The following is an 18,110-nucleotide window of genomic DNA, read 5'->3' on the forward strand; positions in this document are numbered from 1 at the left end:
GGCGCGGCGGGGCGGTTACTGGACCTTCGGGTCGCCGAACGGATCGTCGTCGGGCGGGGCCTCGGTCGGCATCCGGAACTCTTCGCTGGCCCAGGCTCCCAGGTCGATGCCCTTGCAGCGCGCGCTGCAAAACGGGCGGTAGCTGTTGCTCGGCGCATAGATGCTGTCGCCGCCGCACGTGGGGCAACGGACGATCCGCTCGCCCTTGTCGTTCACCTCGGTCATGCGCAGAGAGTCAGCTCGAAAGGCGCGTCGTCCGAGCTTGGATGGAGGCGATCGTCCTTGTCGTGCCGCATGAGGCGCACGGACACCATGAGTCGGTTGCCGCTGATTTCAGGAATCAGGCCCAGCTTCGGGTCGATGCGCAGGCGCAGCAGCTGGAAGCTGCGGCCTTGCGGCAGGTTCTGCTGGAACTGGCCGTTGGTCGCGATCACCTTGTAGGGCACGTCGGCGTCGCGCAGCAGCTTGAGCAGCAGGTAGATCGACGACGCCAGCGGAGACAGGGTGTTCGACCAGCGCTCGAGGTCGGCGCGGCGGCTGGCGGCCGGACGGTGTTGCCAGGCGAAATAGGCGGGCAGGTCGAACTCGCAGGTGCCGCCCGGAATGCCGGCGCGGCTGCGGATGCTCATGAGCCACTCGTTTTCCGTCAGCGCCTGGCCGGCCTTGCCCGCCACGCCGTTCAGTGTGGTGAAGTTGCGCTCGAGCTGGCCGACCACCTGGTCGAGCACGGCTTCGGCGATGGCCGGATTGCCCCGGTAGCCGTTGAACACGTTCTTGTGCTTGTCGAGGTCGCGCATGACGTCGGCCTTGAGGTCGGCCCGCGCGGCCACGTCCATGATCTCGAAGATCGTGACCAGGGCGTAGTGATGGGACAGCGGCGATTCGGAGGGCACCAGTTCACCGAGCCGGCGGAAGAGGTGCTCCAGCCGCAGGTAGGTGCGGGTGCGCTCGTTGAAGGGGTACTCGTAGAGGATCACGCGTATCGGCTTTTCAGATCAGGTTCGAGCTCATTGCGATTTTGCAATTGGTGCCGGCAGCACCTCACGCACAGCCTCCAGCATACGCTGGCCGAAAAGAATGTAACCCTGGGTCGAGACGTGGGTCTCGTTCGCGGGAAATAGATCCGTCATCTTGAAGCGGTTTTTCTCCGCAAGATCGAACAGGTCCGGCCCGATATTTTGCGGGTTGAATTCGGCCCTGAACGCATCGGCATGGTTTTGTTGCAAATAGACCGTGCTCTTGTTGGGCACGACCATCCATACCACCTTGTAGGGCGCGGCGCTGTTCTCGAAGCGCTTCATGAAGCGTGCCGACTCGACCGACAACGGGGCGTTGACGCGGTCTTCGGCGGTCACCAGCAGCTTGTCGCACGCGCGGTGGCTGAACTGCTTGCAGCCGTCGGGCACCTTGCGCGCGTCGATCAGCGGGCCCCAGTGCTCGGGGGTGTTGGTCCAGCTGTCCGAGCGCAGGATGGCGCGGGTGTTGTGATAAGTGAACCAGCCGCTGAGCAACTGGGCGTCCCAGTTGAGCTGGAAGCCGGGGGCCGGTTTGGACGGATTCTCACCGGGCGGCGGGGTCGGCTTGAAGGCGTGCTTCATCGTCTTGCAGGCCGCGGACTTCTCGATGCGGTCTTCGAGCAGGCGCTCGATGCTTTCGACGATGACGACCTTGCCCTTGAAGCCGGACTTTTGGAGCCAGCTCGCGAAGTCCTCGCACAGCGGGCCGGTGTTGTCCCAGTGCGTGGTGGTGAGCTTGTAGCCGGCGCCCACGAGCACCGATTGCCAGGCGTAGCGCACCGAGAAGCTGTCGCCGATCACCAGGATGTCGGATTCCTGGATTGGCCAGGTCTTGACGTTGGCATCGGGGATCGGCGGAGGCGGTACGTGCCAGCCGAACTCTTGCTCCGAGATGCGACCGATGCGGGTCAGGTCGCCGTACGGAATGGGCGTGAAGAGGCTGACGACCAGCAGGGCGCAGCACACCAGGTAGCCGGCGGCGAAGATGCGGAGCCAGACCTTGGCCGATTTCGTGTCTTCCATGTCAGAACTGGAAATAGAGGAACGGGCTGTAGCTGCCGAACTTCGACACGCACAGACCGAAAAGATAGACGCAGCCCAGTCCGGTGATCCATGTGGCCAGGCGTTGCAGGCGGGGTCGTCCGGCCAGGCCGGCGACGTTCGGAATCCAGCGGTCGAGGGTGATCGTCGGCGGCAGCGCCAGGCAGATCACGAGGCCCACGAGGATGGTCTGGAAGAATTCGGGCTTGCGGAACGGAACGCGGAACTCGCCGAAGGCCGACACGGGGGCGCCGTGCAGGCCGAGCATGCCCTTGTAGATCTCGATGGCGGCCGTCATGCTGTCGGCGCGGAACACGACCCAGGCGATCATCACGCACAGGAAGGTGATGAACCAGCCGATCACGCGGCCGTACCAGGTGGTCTTGGTGTTGCCGCGGCGCACCTTGGCGTTCCAGAAGTGATTGACCATCAGGTAGGCGCCATGCAGCGCGCCCCAGATCACGAAGGTCCATGCGGCACCGTGCCACAGGCCGCCAAGCAGCATCGTCAGGAAGAGGTTGAGGTAGCGGCGTGCCGGGCCCTTGCGGTTGCCGCCGAGCGGCACGTAGAGGTAGTCGCGCAGGAAGGTCGACAGCGAGATGTGCCAGCGGCGCCAGAACTCGATCATGTTGGTCGACTTGTAGGGCGAGCGGAAATTGAGCGGCAGCTGCACGCCCAGGCACAGCGACAGGCCGACCGCCATGTCGGAGTAGCCCGAGAAGTCGAAATAGATCTGCAGCGTGTAGGCCAGCACACCGAACCACGCGGTGTACAGGGAGGGCAGCACGCCCTCGTGCACGCCCTTGAACATCATGTCGGCGTACTGCCCGAGCGGGTCGGCGATCAGCATCTTCTTGGCCAGGCCGAAAACGAAGATGCCCAGCCCGAGCGCCACGTTGCTGGCATTGAACCTGTAGGTCGCCGGGCTGTTGAACTGCGGCATCATCTGCGCGTGGTGCAACACCGGACCCGCGATCAGGTGCGGGAAGTAGGTGACGAACAGCATGTAGTGGATGAAGCTGCGCTCATGCACCTTGCCCTGCCAGCAGTCGACCAGGAAGGCGATCTGCGTGAAGGTGTAGAACGAGATGCCGATCGGCAGCACGATGTGCACCAGATCGATGGGCGTCATACCTGCCGCGACCAGCCCCGCGTCGACGTTTTCCAGGAAGAAGTTGGCGTACTTGAAGACGGCCAGCACGCCCAGGTTGATCACCAGCGCAGCGATCAGCAGCGTCTTGCGCTTGCGGTCGTTGCGGCCCGGCGCGGGTGTCAGCTGCAGGCCGAACCAGTAGTTGACGCAGATCGAGCCGAGCAGCAGCGGCAGGGCCTGCACGCTCCACCAGCCGTAAAAGAACAGCGAGGCCAGTCCGAGGAAGCCGGCGGCAGCGCGGGTGTTGCGTTTGCCGATCAGGAAGAACCCGATCAGGACCAGCGGGAAATAGACAAAAATGAAGGGATACGAGTTGAAAAGCATCTCGGGGAGGGCACTGCAGTGGCGAGCGCCTTTTTGTCGTAATCGTTATAGAGCCGCCGGGGCGGCTGGTCGTCGATTATCGCGTGGTGGCCGCGGCCCACAGCTTCCAGAGACCCCGCACCTCGGTGCCCAGTTCCCCGAGCGTCAGCGACTCGTTGTAAATCACGGCGTCGGCGGCCGCCCGGCGTGCCTTGCGCGGGGCTTGTTGGGCGATCACGGCGCGCACGGCTTCGGGGGCCCAGCCTGAACGGGTCATGACGCGCTGCAACTGCGTTTCTTCCCGGGCATCGACCACCAGCACGCGGTCCACGAGGGCGCGCCAGCGGCCCGATTCAACCAGCAGGGGCACATCGAACACGACAACGGCATCGTCGCCGGCCGCGGCGGCCTGGCGCTGGGTCTCGGTGCCGATCAGCGGATGCAGGATGGCTTCGAGGCGGGCCTTGGCGCCCGCATCGGTGAACACCAGCTGGCGCATGGCCACCCGATCGAGGCTGCCGTCGGGAGCAATGACTGAAGGGCCGAACGCAGATTCGAGGGCGGGCATCGCGATACCGCCGGCCTGCGCGATGCTGCGCGCAATGGCATCGGTGTCGACGAGCACCGCCCCTTCGGCCACCAGCAGCGATGCGACCGTGCTCTTGCCGCTGCCGATGCCGCCGGTCAGGCCGATGCGCTTCACTGCCATGCCGCTGCTGTTCCTAGAGGGCCAGGGCGCCGAAGGGGAAGGCGAAAGGAATCCATTGCTTCACGACCGCGGGACCGGCCACGAGGCAGATCAGGCCGGCACCGGCCAGGAACGGTCCGAAGGCGATGGGGATGTCCTTGTGGGCCAGCTTGCCGGCAAAGCGCAGCGCGAGGCCAATCACGGCGCCCACCACCGACGACACGAGGATGATCGCGATGAGGTAGTCGGCGCCGAGCCAGGCGCCCAGTGCGGCGAGCAGTTTGAAGTCCCCATGTCCCATGCCTTCCTTGCCTGTGGCCAGGCGGTAGGCATGGTACACAAGCCACAGGCTCAGGTAGCCGAACACGGCGCCCCAGACTGCGGCGTTCAGGGCGATGCCGGTCCAGCCCATGGCAGCACCGATCAGGCCCAGCCAGAGCAGGGGGTAGTTCAGTGAATCGGGCAGGAACTGCGTGTCGAAGTCGATGAGGAACTGGCAGATCAGCACAGCGCCGAAGGCCGCCCAGAGCGCGCCTGCCGGGGTGATGCCGAAGCGATGCGCGCACAGGGCGAACAGCGCGCCGGTGATCAGTTCGACGAGGGGATAGCGCGGGCTGATCGAGGTCTTGCAGCTGGCGCATCGACCGCGCAGCAGAAGGTAGCTCAGCACGGGGATGTTCTGGTACCAGCGGATCCGGTGGCCGCAGGCACCGCAGCGCGAAGCAGGGCGCGAAAGGTCGAAGGGTGGCAGCTTCTCGAGGGCTTCGGCCGCTTTGTCGGCCGCCGCTTCGAGGCCCGCAGGCGGCGCCGACTTCGGGCCGAAGACCAGCGACCACAGCGAAGGCATGTCCTTCGACGACATGAGATTGGCGACCGCATCGCTCAGCCAGCCCCGGTACATCATGACCGGCGTGCGGTAGATCACCACGTTCAGGAAGCTGCCGACCAATAGCCCCAACACACCGGCGAGCGCGGTGTCGAACCCCTGCGACACCAGCATCAGACGACCTGGCCGAGCTTGAAGATGGGCAGGTACATCGACACCACGATGCCACCGATGATGACGCCGAGGAACACGATGATGATGGGCTCCATCAGGCTGGAAAGGCCGGCGACCATGTCGTCGACTTCGGACTCGTAGAAGTCCGCGGCCTTGCCCAGCATGTGATCGATCGAGCCTGATTCTTCGCCGATGGCGGTCATCTGGATCACCATCGAGGGGAACAGGTTGACGTTGGTCATGGCCGTGGTCAGGCTGGTGCCGGTCGAGACTTCCTGCTGGATCTTGGCGGTGGCGTCTCCGTACACCGAGTTGCCCGATGCGCCGCCCACGGAATCGAGCGCCTCGACCAGCGGAACGCCGGCTGCGAACATGGTGGCGAGCGTGCGGGTCCAGCGGGCCACGCAGGATTTTTCGATCAGCGTACCGAAGATGGGAAGGCGCAGCAGCAGGCGGTCCATGACCTTCTGAACACGCTCGTTGCGCTTCCAGGCTTGCAAAAAGAAGTAGATGCCGCCACCGAGCACGCCGAAGATCAACCACCAGTAGGAAACGAAGAACTCGCTGATCGCCATCACGATCAGCGTCGGCGCGGGCAGGTCAGCACCGAACGAGGTGAACACTTCCTTGAATGCGGGAATCACGAAGATCATGATGATCGCCACCACGATGAAGGCCACAACGACCACCGAGGTCGGATACATCAGCGCCGACTTGATCTTCGACTTGATCGCCTCGGTCTTCTCCATGTAGGTGGCCAGGCGGTCGAGCAGTTCTTCCAGAATACCGGCCGCCTCACCGGCTTCCACCAGGTTGCAATACAGGTTGTCGAAGTACTTCGGAAACTTGCGGAATGCCGCCGACAGCGAGGTGCCGGTCTCGACATCGCTGCGGATGTCGTTCAGCAGCTTGGCGACGCTCGGGTTCGCGTTGCCGCGGCCGACGATGTCGAAGGACTGCAGCAGCGGCACGCCGGCTTTCATCATGGTCGCGAGCTGGCGCGTGAAGATCGCAATGTCCTTGGGCTTGATCGACTTGCCCGAACGCATGCGGCGCTTCTTGATCTTGGACGCCAGCACGCCCTGACGGCGCAGCGCCGCCTGGACCTGGTTCTCCCCGGCGGCGCGAAGCTCGCCGCGCACCAGCTTGCCGTTGCGGTCCTTGCCTTCCCATTCGAAGACGAATTCCTTGTGCGTGACCTGGGAGCGGGAGGATGCCACTGTTGCCATTCGATCTCCGGTTCAGTGTGTTTGTTATAGGTTGGTGCAGGCCACGACTTCTTCGAGCGAAGTGAGGCCCTGCATGACTTTGCGAAGTCCGGACTGGCGCAGCGAGCGCACGCCTTCGGCTTCGGATTGGTTCGCGATGTCCAGCGCACTGCCGTCGCGCAGGATGATTTCCTGGATGGCTTCCGTAATCGGCATCACCTGGTAGATGCCGACCCGGCCCTTGTAGCCGCCGCTGCAGGCGGCGCAGCCGACCGGGCGGTACGGCTTCCAGGTGCCGTTGATGTCTGCCTCGTTGAAGCCGGCTTCAAGCAGGGCTTCGCGCGGGATGTCGATCGGCACGCGACACAGCATGCACAGCCGGCGCGCAAGGCGTTGGGCAGTGATCAGGATCACGCTCGACGCAATGTTGAAGGGCGCGATGCCCATGTTGCGCATGCGCGTCAGCGTGGTCGGCGCGTCGTTGGTGTGCAGCGTCGAGAGCACCAAGTGGCCGGTTTGCGCGGCCTTGATCGAGATGTCGGCGGTTTCGAGGTCGCGGATTTCGCCGACCATGATGATGTCGGGATCCTGCCGCAGGAAGGCGCGCAGCGCCGCAGCGAAGGTGAGGCCGGCCTTCTCGTTGACGTTGACCTGGTTGACGCCGGGCAGGTTGATTTCCGACGGATCTTCCGCCGTCGCGATGTTGACGCCCGGCTGGTTGAGCAGGTTCAGGCAGGTGTACAGCGACACGGTCTTGCCCGAGCCCGTGGGGCCGGTCACCAGCACCATGCCGTACGGGCGGCCGATGGCGTGGAGGAGCCGTTCTTTCTCGTCGGCGTCGTAGCCCAGGGCGTCGATGCCCATGCGCGCGCTGCTCGGGTCCAGGATACGCACGACGATCTTCTCGCCGAACAGCGTGGGCAGCGTGCTCACGCGGAAGTCGATCACGCGGTCGGGGCCGATCTTGAGCTTCATGCGGCCGTCTTGCGGCACGCGTTTTTCCGAGATGTCGAGCCGGGAAATGACCTTGATGCGCGAGGCGAGCTTGTCCTTGATGACCGTGGGCGGGGAGGCGATTTCGCGCAACTCGCCATCGACCCGGAAGCGCACCCGATAGTGGTGTTCGTAGGGCTCGAAGTGAATGTCCGAAGCCCGCATGCTCACTGCGTCGAGCAGCATCTTGTGCAGGAAGCGCACCACGGGGGCGTCTTCGACTTCGGCGATGGCCTGCTCGTTGGCGTCGCCCGACGTGTCGGCCGTGACATCGTCGAACTCGAACTCGGTGCCGACGATGCTGTTGATCGTTTCAGCCGCACTGGCTGCGGCGGCTTCGATCATGCGCGAGAGCTTGTCGTACTCCGCGATGACCCAGTCGACGCCCATCTGCGAGGCGAACTTGATCTTCTCCGCGGCCTGCTGGTCCGACGGGTCGGCCGTGGCGACGATCAGGCGGTTGTTGCGCTTGCTGAGAACGACGATGCGGTAGGCGTGGCAGAGCTTCGGATCGAGCAGGTCCTTGGGCAGGCGCTGGTGATCGATGGCATCGAGGTCGAGCAGTGGCGCGCCGAAGGCGCTCGACAGGGTGTGGGCGAGGTCTGCAGCAGAGACGGCGCCGGTGCCGGTCAGTTCGGCGATGAAGCTGGTGCGGCCGCTCAGCGACTTCTGATAGATCTCTTCGGCTGATTTCGCTGCAAGCTTGCCGGCGGACACCAAAGCGCGCGCCAAGCCGGGAAGGGCGATCTGCGTAGTTTCTTTAACGGGAATTTCGGCAGCGGCCATTCAGCGAATGCAAAAGATGTGAAAAAGTGCTTCACGATCATCGCTGAACACGCCTGTGCTGTAAATCGTTACACAGCAACACGCGCTGACAAAACTGGACCAGTCGAGAAAAACTGGTCGGGGTGAGAGGATTCGAACCTCCGGCCTCTACGTCCCGAACGTAGCGCTCTACCAGGCTAAGCTACACCCCGATTGGTTGCAAGAAAAAAACTCGTCCTAGATGCCAACTCTGTGGAGGTGTTTCAGGCACGTCGCTCAAGCAACTGAGCCGCTAATTGTAGCAAACCTGAAGCGTGCAAATTCGATGGAAGGTTGCGCAATGCATGAATTGCGCGTTCGGCCTCTGCGGCTGCGGCTGCGCGCGAGGCTTCCAGCGCGCCGGTTTCGCGAACGATCTCGACGATTTTCCCTAGCTGGGCGGTGTCGCCGGCCTCGATGGCAGCGCGCACAAGTGCGCTCTGTTCGGGCGTGCCGCGTTGCATGGCGAAGATCAGCGGCAAGGTCGTCTTGCCTTCGCGCAAGTCGTCGCCGACGTTCTTCCCGGTTTCCTGGGCGTCGCCTGCGTAGTCGAGTACGTCGTCGATCACCTGGAAGGCGGTGCCCAGCGCTTGTCCATAGGTGGCGCAGGCTTCTTCGACTTCGGGCGTGGTGCCGGCCAGCACGGCTGCCAACCGGGTGCTCGCCTCGAAGAGCTTGGCGGTCTTGGAGCGAATGACGCGCAGGTAGGCCGCTTCGTCCAGCGAGGCGTCGTGCATGTTCATCAGCTGCAGCACTTCGCCTTCCGCGATCACGTTGGTCGCTTCGGCCAGGATCTGCATGATGCGCATGTTGTTTGCATCCAACATCATCTGGAAGGCGCGCGAGTACAGGAAGTCGCCCACCAGCACGCTGGCGGGGTTGCCGAAGGATTCGTTGGCAGTTGCGCGGCCGCGTCGCAGAGTCGACTCGTCGACCACGTCGTCGTGCAGCAGGGTGGCGGTGTGGATGAACTCCACCACGGCCGCCAGATTGAAGCGTTGGTCGCCGGTGTAGCCGAGTGCGCCCGCCATGAGCAGCAAGAGCGCCGGCCGCAGTCGCTTGCCGCCGGCCGAGATGATGTATTGCGAAACCTGGCTGACCAGCGGAACGCCGGTGTTCAGTCGCAGGGCGATCACACGGTCGACTTCGACCATGTCGCCGGCAATCAGGTCCAGCACGGTGGCGGTGGGGGAGGTGTCGGCGGCGGGAACTGGCAAAGCGAAGGCGCGGGGCGCTGCGAAGATGAGGGCGGCCCTGGGGGCCGGAACGCCGGAATTATAGGGAGCCGTGCACGAATCCCGGGCGTGTCTCAGAGTCGGGGTGGTGAGCGGTCGCAAAGCGCGCTATAATCTTGGGCTCTGCGGAATTCGCTGCGGGGACTCATTTCTAAGAGGTTTACATGTACGCGGTCATAAAAACCGGCGGCAAGCAATATCGCGTTGCTTCCGGCGAAAAAATTAAAGTAGAACAGATTGCTGCGGACGTAGGCCAGGAAATCGTGATCGACCAGGTTCTGGCTGTCGGAAACGGCGCTGAAATCAAGGTTGGCACGCCCCTGGTGTCCGGCGCAACGGTGACAGTCACGGTACTGTCGCACGGCAAGCACGACAAGGTCGGCATCTTCAAGATGCGCCGTCGCAAGCACTATCAAAAACGTCAAGGCCATCGCCAGCAGTTCACCGAACTGCAAATCGGCGCGATCGCCGGCTAAGGAGCACATTCCATGGCACAGAAAAAAGGCGGCGGCTCAACGCGAAACGGGCGCGATTCCAAGCCCAAGATGCTCGGCGTGAAGGCCTTCGGCGGCGAACTGATCAGCGCAGGCTCGATCATCGTGCGCCAGCGCGGCACCCAGTTCCACCCCGGCGTCAACGTCGGCGTGGGCAAGGACCACACGCTCTTCGCCCTGGTCGACGGCCACGTGTCGTTCGGTCACAAGGGTGCGCTGAACAAGCACATGGTCAACGTGACGCCCGCGGCCTAAGCCCCGCCAGTCACTTCGATCTTTCCGAGGCCCCGCATTGCCGGGGCTTCTTCATTTGTAAACTGGACATCCCATGAAGTTCGTCGACGAAGCCTTCATCGACATCGCCGCGGGCGATGGCGGCAACGGCTGCGTGTCGTTCCGACATGAGAAGTACAAAGAGTTCGGCGGCCCCAATGGCGGCGACGGCGGCCGTGGCGGCCACGTGTTCGCGGTGGCCGACTCGAACCTCAATACCCTGGTCGATTTCCGCTACTCGCGCCGGCACGAAGCCAAGCGCGGCGAGCACGGCATGGGCTCCGACATGTTCGGCGCCGCGGGCGATGACATCGTCCTCAGGATGCCGGTCGGCACGATCATCACCGACGCCGAAACCGGCGAGGTCTTGTACGAGATGCTGACCGAAGGCGAGGTCGTCACGATCGCCAAGGGCGGTGACGGCGGTTTCGGCAACATGCGCTTCAAGAGCGCGATCAACCGTGCGCCGCGTCAGAAGACGCCCGGCTGGCCCGGTGAGAAGAAGAGCCTCAAGCTCGAGCTCAAGGTGCTGGCCGATGTGGGCCTGCTGGGCATGCCCAATGCGGGCAAGTCGACCCTGATCAGCGCCATCTCGAATGCCCGCCCCCGTATCGCGGACTACCCCTTCACCACGCTGCACCCCAACCTGGGTGTGGTGCGCGTCGGCCCGGAGCAAAGCTTCGTGGTCGCCGACCTGCCCGGTCTGATCGAAGGCGCGTCCGAAGGCGCTGGCCTCGGTCACCTGTTTCTGCGGCACTTGCAGCGCACGCGCCTGCTGCTGCACGTGGTCGATATGGCACCGTTCGACGATGCCGTTGACCCGGTCGCCCAGGCCAAGGCCATCGTGGGCGAACTGAAGAAGTACGATGCCGCGCTCTACGAAAAGCCGCGCTGGCTGGTGCTGAACAAGCTTGACATGGTGCCTGGCGACGAACGCGCGGCACTGGTCAAGGACTTCGTCAAGCGCCTGCGCTTCAAGGGCCCGGTCTTCGAGATCTCGGCGCTCACGCGCGAGGGTTGCGAGCATCTGATCAAAGCCGTGTACCAGCAGGTCAAGGCGCAGCAGGTGGCCGAGCACGAAACCGTCGTGGTCGATCCGCGCTTCGTTCCGCTGCCGCCCGAAGGAAACTGAGGGCGTCGCGGCGCCTTCGGTGCTGCAAAATGGATAGCAAGCAGCGCAGGCTGCATCCCTGAAACACGCCTTCTTCCTTCATGACCTCGAATTCCGGTTCCACTGCCTTGCGGGATGCCCGCCGTATCGTCGTCAAGGTGGGCTCCAGCCTCGTGACCAACGAGGGGCGCGGCCTCGATGAAGGCGCCATCGGCGAGTGGTGCCGGCAACTGGCCGAGCTGGTGCGCGACGGGCGCGAGGTTGTCATGGTGTCGAGCGGCGCGATTGCCGAAGGCATGAAGCGCCTCGGCTGGAAAACCCGGCCGCACGCGATCCACGAGTTGCAGGCCGCTGCGGCCGTCGGACAGATGGGCCTGGCCCAGATGTACGAGACCAAGCTGCGCGAGAACCAGATCGGCAGCGCGCAGGTGCTGCTGACGCACGCCGACCTCGCGGACCGCGAGCGCTACCTCAACGCGCGTTCGACCCTTGTCACGCTGCTGCGCCTGGGCGTGGTGCCGGTGATCAACGAGAACGACACGGTGGTCAACGATGAGATCAAGTTCGGTGACAACGACACGCTCGGTGCCCTGGTCGCCAACCTGGTCGAGGCCGATGCCTTGATCATCCTGACCGATCAGAAGGGCCTGTACACGGCCGACCCGCGCAAGGACCCCGACGCCAAGTTCGTGCACGAAGCCGCCGCAGGCGACCCGGCACTCGAAGCCATGGCCGGCGGTGCCGGCTCGAGCATCGGGCGGGGCGGCATGATCACCAAGATCCTTGCAGCCAAGCGTGCGGCGGGCTCTGGCGCCTCTACCGTCATCGCCTGGGGTCGCGAAGCCGACGCGCTGCTGCGGCTCACGCGCGGCGAGTCCATCGGCACGCTGCTGGTAGCGCAGACCGCCAAGCATCAGGCGCGCAAACGCTGGATGGCCGATCACCTGCAGCTGCGCGGTGCTGTCATCGTCGACGCCGGCGCGGCCGCGAAGGTGCGTGGCGAAGGCAAGAGCCTACTGCCGATCGGCATGACGAGCGTGTCGGGCGAGTTCTCGCGCGGCGACGTGATCGCAGTGCGCGATGTCGACGGCGTCGAGCTGGCCCGCGGGCTGGCCAACTATTCGAGCGTGGAGGCCCGGCTGCTGTGCCGCAAGCCGTCAGCGGAATTCGAGCGACTGCTGGGTTACGCGGCCGAGCCGGAGATGGTGCACCGCGACAACATGGTGTTGATGCCGGGTTGATCGCCAAGGCGGGGCGCGATGCCCCGCCGCCAGTTCACGGCATTTCGCGCAGCGGATTGCGGATGTTCTGCACCATCTCGTTGACCGAGCTGCGCGGCGCGTTGCCCCGGCACAGGCCTTGGGACGCCAGCGCCGGCACGTAGCTGGAGTTCATGTCCTTCACGCGCTTCCACTCCGGCGACTTCGTTTCCTGCCAGGCGCCGTTGTTGTAGCGGGCATAGCTCTTCATCTCGGCCGTCGAGCAGCGCACGCCTTCATAGAACGCATTGACGGCACCGCCGGCCCGGTTCTGTGCCACCACCACGTAACGCACGATGCCGTCCTTCGTGATGGCGATCGTGTTCGGGTCGACACCGAACTTCAGCGTCATGTAGGGCGGCATCGCGATCGGCAGCAGACGCGCTTCGCTGAAGGCGGGCGGCGGCGGCACTGCGGTTTCTTCCCACTCCTTGTCCTGCTCGGTGCTCTTCGGCGCAGGTGGCATGCCGGCTTGGGCCCAGTCGGGGTTGTCGGTGTCGTAGCCGCGGGAGGCGCAGGCAGCCAGCAGGCTGACGCAGGCGATGACGAGCGCACGCTCAGCGTGGCGTCGGGAAAGAAGAAGGCGCGCTGTTCTTGGGAGGAGGTTCATCGCTCGCAGAAGGAATGTCGGGATGCGGATCGAAGCTGCCGCCGGGCGGCAGGTCGAGGCCCGCAGGTGCTCCATGGTCCAGCGTGTGGCGCTCGAATTCTCGGGCGCGCACGTTGCTGCGCAGGAAGCGGTTGCGGAAATCCTGCCGGGGCAGGTAGCGAGCAAGCTCGGTAAGCGCCATCTCGTAGACGCCGCGCTTGAACTCGACGACCACGTCGAGCGGGACCCAGTAGTCATGCCAGCGCCAAGCGTCGAATTCGGGATGGTCGGTGGCACGCAGGTTGAGATCCCAGTCGTGGCCGACAAGTTGCAGCAGATACCAGATCTGCTTCTGGCCTTTGTAGTGGCCCCGTGCGTCACGGCGGATGAACCGATCCGGCACCTCGTAGCGCAACCAGTCGCGGGTACGGGCCACGATGCGCACATGCTCCGGATGGAGCCCGACTTCCTCGTGCAGTTCCCGGAACATGGCTTGCTCGGGACTTTCGCCACGGTCGATGCCGCCTTGCGGAAACTGCCAGGAATGCGTGCGTATGCGCTTGCCCCAGAAAACCTGGTTTCTCTGGTTGAGCAGGATGATGCCGACGTTGGGCCTGAAGCCGTCCCGGTCGAGCATAATCAAACCCCAATTTTTGAACTGAGTCGATTATGCATGCCGGGTTGCCCTCGGCAAGCGACCGGTTCCGGGCTCTCAGGGTCTATCCGGGGTGCCTGTCTCCCTCCTCACTTCGAACCCACCTGCGCGATCCCGATGAAAGCTTCCCGATTTTTTGTCTCCACCCTGAAGGAAGCGCCCGCTGACGCGGAGGTCGCGAGCCATCGGCTCATGATGCGCGCCGGCATGATCAAGAAGCTCGGCACGGGCATCTACACGTACATGCCCATGGGCCTGCGCGTGATCCGCAAGGTCGAGGCCATCGTGCGCGAGGAAATGAACCGCGCCGGCGCCGTCGAACTCGCGATGCCCGTGGTGCAGCCGGCCGAGTTCTGGCAAGAGACCGGCCGCTTCGACAAGATGGGCCCCGAGCTGCTGCGCATCAAGGACCGCCACGACCGCGACTTCGTGATCCAGCCGACCAGCGAAGAGGTGGTGACCGACATCGCGCGCCAGGAAATCCGCAGCTACAAGCAGCTGCCGAAGAATTTCTACCAGATCCAGACCAAGTTCCGTGACGAGCGCCGTCCGCGCTTCGGCCTGATGCGTGGACGCGAGTTCATCATGAAGGACGCCTACAGCTTCGACCGCGACCTCGACGCGGCCAAGGCCAGCTACCAGATCATGGCGCAGGCTTACCGCAACATCTTCGACCGCTTCGGTCTGCGCTACCGTGCCGTCGCGGCCGACAGCGGCGCCATCGGCGGCGACCTGAGCGAAGAGTTCCAGGTGATCGCCGCCACGGGCGAAGACGCCATCGTCTACTGCCCTGACAGCACCTACGCCGCCAACATGGAAAAGGCCGAGGCACTGGCCCCGGCCGGCCCGCGTCCTGCCGCTGCCAACGCGCTCGAGAAGACGCCCACGCCCGGCAAGGCGACCTGCGCCGACGTGGCCGAGCTGCTCGGCGTGCCGCTGGCCACCACCGTCAAGTCGCTGGTGCTCGCCACCGACGTCCTCGACGCGGCCGGCAACATCAAGGGCGCACAGGTCTGGCTGCTGCTGCTGCGCGGCGACCACGACATGAACGAGATCAAGGTCAGCAAGCTGCCGGGCCTCGACAAGGGCTTCCGCTTTGCCACCACCGCCGAGATCGACGAGCACTTCGGCTGCAAGCCGGGCTACCTCGGCCCGCTGAACCTCAAGAAGCCCGTCAAGCTCGTGGCCGACCGCGAAGCCGCCGTGCTGGCCGACTGGATCACCGGCGCCAACGAGGTCGACTTCCACATGACCGGCGTCAACTGGGGCCGCGACCTGCCCGAGCCCGACCTGGTGGCCGACCTGCGCAACGTGGTCGCCGGCGACGCCTCGCCCGACGGCAAGGGCGTGCTGGCCATCGAGCGCGGCATCGAAGTGGGCCACGTCTTCGTGCTCGGCACCAAGTACAGCAAGGACATGAACGCCACCTACCTCGACGAAGGCGGCAAGCCGCAGTTCCTCGAGATGGGCTGCTACGGCATCGGCATCACGCGCCTGCCGGCCGCTGCCATCGAACAGAACCACGACGAGCGCGGCATCATCTGGCCCGACGCGCTGGCGCCGTTCACCGTGGTGGTCTGCCCGATCGGCATGGACCGCAGCCCCGAGGTCAAGGTCGCGGCCGAAGCGCTCTACGACGAGCTGCTGGCCAAGGGCGTCGACGTGCTGCTCGACGACCGCGGCGAGCGCCCCGGCGCGATGTTCGCTGATTGGGAACTGATCGGCGTGCCGCACCGCGTCGTCATCTCCGACCGCGGCCTCAAGGAAGGCCAGCTCGAGTACCAGGGCCGGCGCGACACCGCGGCCACCAAGGTGCCCGCCGCCGGCATCGCCGACTTCATCGCCGGCAAGCTCGCGGCATGAGCGTGGCGGGCGGCCTGTCGCGACGCAGCTGCCTGCTGGGCAGTGCCGCCGCCGGCGCCCTGACTGCGCTCTCGCTGCCGCAAACGGCCTGGGCCGGCGCGCAGATCGAAGAGCCGCTGATCGACTCGGTGCGCACCGCGCTGAGTTCGGCCGTCCACAACAAGGCGCCGCCGGTGCCGCAGTTTGCCGACACCGAGGCCCGCCTTGCGTATCTGCGATGGCTCGGCGAAATGAGCGAGCGCCTGCGCAAGAAGGTGGCCGACCCATCGACGCGCATCGAGTTCCTGCAGACTGTCTGGTACGAGGCCAAGCGCTCGGGGCTCGACGTGAGCCTGGTGCTGGGCCTGATCCAGGTCGAGAGCAACTTCCGCAAGTTCGCGGTGTCGAGTGCGGGCGCGCGCGGCTACATGCAGGTGATGCCGTTCTGGACCCGCGTGATCGGCGACAGCGACTCCGCCAAGCTGTTCCACATGCAGACCAACCTGCGCTTCGGCTGCGTGATCCTGCGCCACTACCTCGACCGCGAGAAGGGCGACCTGTTCATGACGCTGGGCCGCTACAACGGCAGCCGCGGCAGGGCGCCGTATCCGAACGCCGTGTTCGCGAACCAGCGGCTCTGGGCCTACGTCGACAAGGAACGCGAGCGCGACCGCTCGGCGGCCTGAAGGCCCTCGCTCAGTCGGCGACCACGGCCTTGGCGGTGGCCGAGCCTCGGGTCACCATCACCTGGTCGATGCGGTAGCTGTCGACGTCCATCACCTCGAAGGTGTAGCCGCCCCAGGTCACGCTGTCCGTGCGCTTGGGCACGCGGCGCAGCATCACCATGAGGAAGCCCGCCAGCGTTTCATATTCCTCGGCATGCGGCAGCTCGTCGATGTGCAGTGCGCGCTGCACGTCCTGGATGGGCGTGATGCCGTCGATGAGCCAGGAGTTCTCGTCGCGCTTCACGATCTGTTCTTCTTCGGGCGTCGACGTCGACACCAGGTCGCCCATCACCGTGCTCATCACGTCGTTGAGCGTGATCACGCCGACCACCAGGCTGTATTCGTTGACGATGATCGCGAAGTCTTCGCGCGCCTGCTGGAACTGTTCGAGCACTTCGGTGAGCGAGAGCCGGTCGGGAATCACCAGCGCCTTGTGCAGCGTCAGGCCCTGGTCGAAGGCCAGCGGCTGGCCGCTGAGCACGCGCTGGAACATGTCCTTGGCGTCCACGTAGCCCAGCACGTGGTCGATGTCGCCGTCGCACACCGGGTAGGCCGAAAACGGTTCGGCCACGATGCGCGCGCGCAGCACCGACTCGGGGTCGTCGTGCAAAAACCAGGCGATGCTTTCGCGCGCCGTCATCACGCTGCTGACGAGGCGCGTGTCGAGCTCGAACACGTTGGCAATCACCTGCTGCTCGCGCGCCGCCAGCACGCCGGCCTGCGCGCCGGCCTCGGTCATGGCAAGGATGTCGGCCGAGGTGATCTTGTCGTCGCGCGCCATCGGCATGCCGAGCACCTTGAACAGCAGGTCGGTCGCGCGCGTGAAGAACCACACCAGCGGCTTGAAGGCGGTGATCAGCAGCAGCATCGGCCCGACGATGCGCACGGCAAGCCGCTCGGGCGCGCTCATGCCCAGGCGCTTGGGGAACAGGTCGGCGAACACCAGGAACACCGCAATCACGGTCACGAACGAGCACAGGAAGGCGATGTTGGCCGCGACCTCCACGCTCAGCCAGTTCTCGAAGAAGCGGGCGAAATACGGGCTCAACGAGCCTTCGCCGACCACGCCGCCGAGGATCGCCACGGCGTTCAGGCCGATCTGCACCACGGTGAAATAGTGGCCCGGCTGCTCCTGCACGCGCAGCACCTTTTCCGCGCGCGAGTCGCCCTCGTCGGCCATCTGGCGCAGACGCAGGCGGCGCGAGGCGGCCAGGCAGATTTCGGCGAGGGAGAAGAAGGCGCTCATCGCGATCAGCAGCGCGATGATGAGCAGGCTTTGGGTGAGAGTCATGGCGGCACGTTGTAGACCGCCATGGTGCCATGACTGGCACCGGGTTCGGGCGCGCGCGGGGCGCGGCGCCCGTCAAACAAGAAGCGAAAGGCTCAGGCGGACGCGCCGCCGCCGATCACCTGCTGCAGCTCGCCCGACTCGTACATCTCCATCATGATGTCCGAGCCGCCCACGAACTCGCCCTTCACGTAGAGCTGGGGGATGGTGGGCCAGTTGCTGTATTCCTTGATGCCCTGGCGGATGCCGTCGTCTTCGAGCACGTTGACGGTCTTGAGCGCCTTGGTGTCGACCCCCACGGCCTTGAGGATCTGGATGGCGCGGCCCGAGAAACCGCACATCGGGAAGCTGGCGTTGCCCTTCATGAAGAGCACGAGTTCGTTGGATTTGACGAGGTCGTCGATGCGTTGTTGAGCGTCGGACATGGGGACTC

Annotated in this window: 19 protein-coding genes and 1 tRNA gene; 6 read left to right on the plus strand and 14 right to left on the minus strand. The window is 64.9% G+C overall.

What is annotated here, in order from left to right; translation table 11 throughout:
• Window positions 1-15: 15 nt before the first annotated feature.
• The 10 genes from RZE79_RS06445 to RZE79_RS06490 form a co-directional block, all read right to left on the minus strand.
• Window positions 16-225 (minus strand): DNA gyrase inhibitor YacG, encoded by a 210-nt coding sequence (locus tag RZE79_RS06445; protein WP_319359490.1) that lies wholly within the window; start codon window positions 223-225, stop codon window positions 16-18.
• Window positions 222-977 carry a cell division protein ZapD gene (zapD, locus tag RZE79_RS06450; protein WP_153280312.1) on the minus strand — a complete coding sequence of 252 codons (756 nt, stop codon included), beginning with the start codon at window positions 975-977 and terminating at the stop codon, window positions 222-224. Before zapD ends, RZE79_RS06445 begins: the two co-directional genes overlap by 4 nt.
• Window positions 978-1,007: 30 nt before the next feature.
• Window positions 1,008-2,039: a hypothetical protein gene (locus tag RZE79_RS06455; RefSeq protein WP_319359491.1), complete on the minus strand. Its 1,032-nt coding sequence runs from the start codon at window positions 2,037-2,039 to the stop codon at window positions 1,008-1,010.
• Between the two features lies 1 nt (window position 2,040).
• The gene (locus RZE79_RS06460; RefSeq protein WP_319359492.1) at window positions 2,041-3,534 is read right to left on the minus strand and encodes an MBOAT family protein; all 1,494 of its coding nucleotides are present in this window, start codon (window positions 3,532-3,534) and stop codon (window positions 2,041-2,043) included.
• Window positions 3,535-3,610: 76 nt separating this feature from the next.
• Complete coding sequence (coaE, locus tag RZE79_RS06465) at window positions 3,611-4,222, minus strand: dephospho-CoA kinase (RefSeq protein ID WP_319359493.1); 612 nt, start codon at window positions 4,220-4,222, stop codon at window positions 3,611-3,613.
• 13 nt (window positions 4,223-4,235) lie between these two features.
• Window positions 4,236-5,201: an A24 family peptidase gene (locus tag RZE79_RS06470; RefSeq protein WP_319359494.1), complete on the minus strand. Its 966-nt coding sequence runs from the start codon at window positions 5,199-5,201 to the stop codon at window positions 4,236-4,238.
• Window positions 5,201-6,430, minus strand: a complete 1,230-nt coding sequence (locus RZE79_RS06475) for a type II secretion system F family protein (RefSeq protein WP_319359495.1) — start codon at window positions 6,428-6,430, stop codon at window positions 5,201-5,203. Before RZE79_RS06475 ends, RZE79_RS06470 begins: the two co-directional genes overlap by 1 nt.
• Window positions 6,431-6,454: 24 nt before the next feature.
• Window positions 6,455-8,188 (minus strand): type IV-A pilus assembly ATPase PilB, encoded by a 1,734-nt coding sequence (pilB, locus tag RZE79_RS06480; RefSeq protein ID WP_319359496.1) that lies wholly within the window; start codon window positions 8,186-8,188, stop codon window positions 6,455-6,457.
• 114 nt (window positions 8,189-8,302) lie between these two features.
• Window positions 8,303-8,379 (minus strand) — tRNA-Pro (locus RZE79_RS06485).
• 51 nt (window positions 8,380-8,430) lie between these two features.
• Window positions 8,431-9,423, minus strand: coding sequence for a polyprenyl synthetase family protein (locus RZE79_RS06490; protein ID WP_153286198.1), 993 nt, complete (start codon window positions 9,421-9,423; stop codon window positions 8,431-8,433).
• A 182-nt stretch (window positions 9,424-9,605) separates the two neighbouring features.
• Between RZE79_RS06490 and rplU the strand changes: the two genes are divergently transcribed.
• From rplU to proB, 4 genes are all read left to right on the plus strand, one after another.
• Entirely contained in the window at window positions 9,606-9,917 is a 312-nt protein-coding gene (rplU, locus tag RZE79_RS06495) for a 50S ribosomal protein L21 (RefSeq protein WP_042578903.1), read from the plus strand.
• Window positions 9,918-9,929: 12 nt separating this feature from the next.
• Window positions 9,930-10,190 carry a 50S ribosomal protein L27 gene (gene rpmA / locus RZE79_RS06500; RefSeq protein ID WP_013543198.1) on the plus strand — a complete coding sequence of 87 codons (261 nt, stop codon included), beginning with the start codon at window positions 9,930-9,932 and terminating at the stop codon, window positions 10,188-10,190.
• A gap of 73 nt (window positions 10,191-10,263) precedes the next feature.
• Window positions 10,264-11,340, plus strand: coding sequence for an Obg family GTPase CgtA (gene cgtA, locus RZE79_RS06505; protein ID WP_192193331.1), 1,077 nt, complete (start codon window positions 10,264-10,266; stop codon window positions 11,338-11,340).
• Window positions 11,341-11,420: 80 nt separating this feature from the next.
• On the plus strand, window positions 11,421-12,560 hold the full coding sequence (gene proB, locus RZE79_RS06510) for a glutamate 5-kinase (protein WP_319359497.1): 1,140 nt from the start codon (window positions 11,421-11,423) through the stop codon (window positions 12,558-12,560).
• A 34-nt stretch (window positions 12,561-12,594) separates the two neighbouring features.
• Here the strand turns inward: proB and RZE79_RS06515 are convergent, their stop codons facing one another.
• Window positions 12,595-13,188 carry a CNP1-like family protein gene (locus tag RZE79_RS06515; RefSeq protein WP_319359498.1) on the minus strand — a complete coding sequence of 198 codons (594 nt, stop codon included), beginning with the start codon at window positions 13,186-13,188 and terminating at the stop codon, window positions 12,595-12,597.
• Window positions 13,136-13,804 (minus strand): RNA pyrophosphohydrolase, encoded by a 669-nt coding sequence (locus RZE79_RS06520; protein WP_062474507.1) that lies wholly within the window; start codon window positions 13,802-13,804, stop codon window positions 13,136-13,138. Before RZE79_RS06520 ends, RZE79_RS06515 begins: the two co-directional genes overlap by 53 nt.
• 135 nt (window positions 13,805-13,939) lie before the next feature.
• Here RZE79_RS06520 and RZE79_RS06525 point away from each other — a divergent pair, with 135 nt between their 5' ends.
• Entirely contained in the window at window positions 13,940-15,685 is a 1,746-nt protein-coding gene (locus RZE79_RS06525) for a proline--tRNA ligase (protein ID WP_319359499.1), read from the plus strand.
• The gene (locus RZE79_RS06530; protein WP_153285785.1) at window positions 15,682-16,350 is read left to right on the plus strand and encodes a lytic transglycosylase domain-containing protein; all 669 of its coding nucleotides are present in this window, start codon (window positions 15,682-15,684) and stop codon (window positions 16,348-16,350) included. The genes RZE79_RS06525 and RZE79_RS06530 overlap by 4 nt, the downstream gene beginning before the upstream one ends.
• 10 nt (window positions 16,351-16,360) lie before the next feature.
• Here the strand turns inward: RZE79_RS06530 and RZE79_RS06535 are convergent, their stop codons facing one another.
• Entirely contained in the window at window positions 16,361-17,680 is a 1,320-nt protein-coding gene (locus RZE79_RS06535) for a hemolysin family protein (protein ID WP_319359500.1), read from the minus strand.
• A 92-nt stretch (window positions 17,681-17,772) separates the two neighbouring features.
• A complete protein-coding gene (gene grxD / locus RZE79_RS06540) occupies window positions 17,773-18,102 on the minus strand; it encodes a Grx4 family monothiol glutaredoxin (RefSeq protein ID WP_056578246.1) in 330 nt (109 codons plus the stop codon).
• Window positions 18,103-18,110: the final 8 nt, after the last annotated feature.

This window comes from Variovorax sp. EBFNA2 (assembly GCF_033802765.1).
GTDB classification, from domain to species: domain Bacteria; phylum Pseudomonadota; class Gammaproteobacteria; order Burkholderiales; family Burkholderiaceae_C; genus Variovorax; species Variovorax paradoxus_H.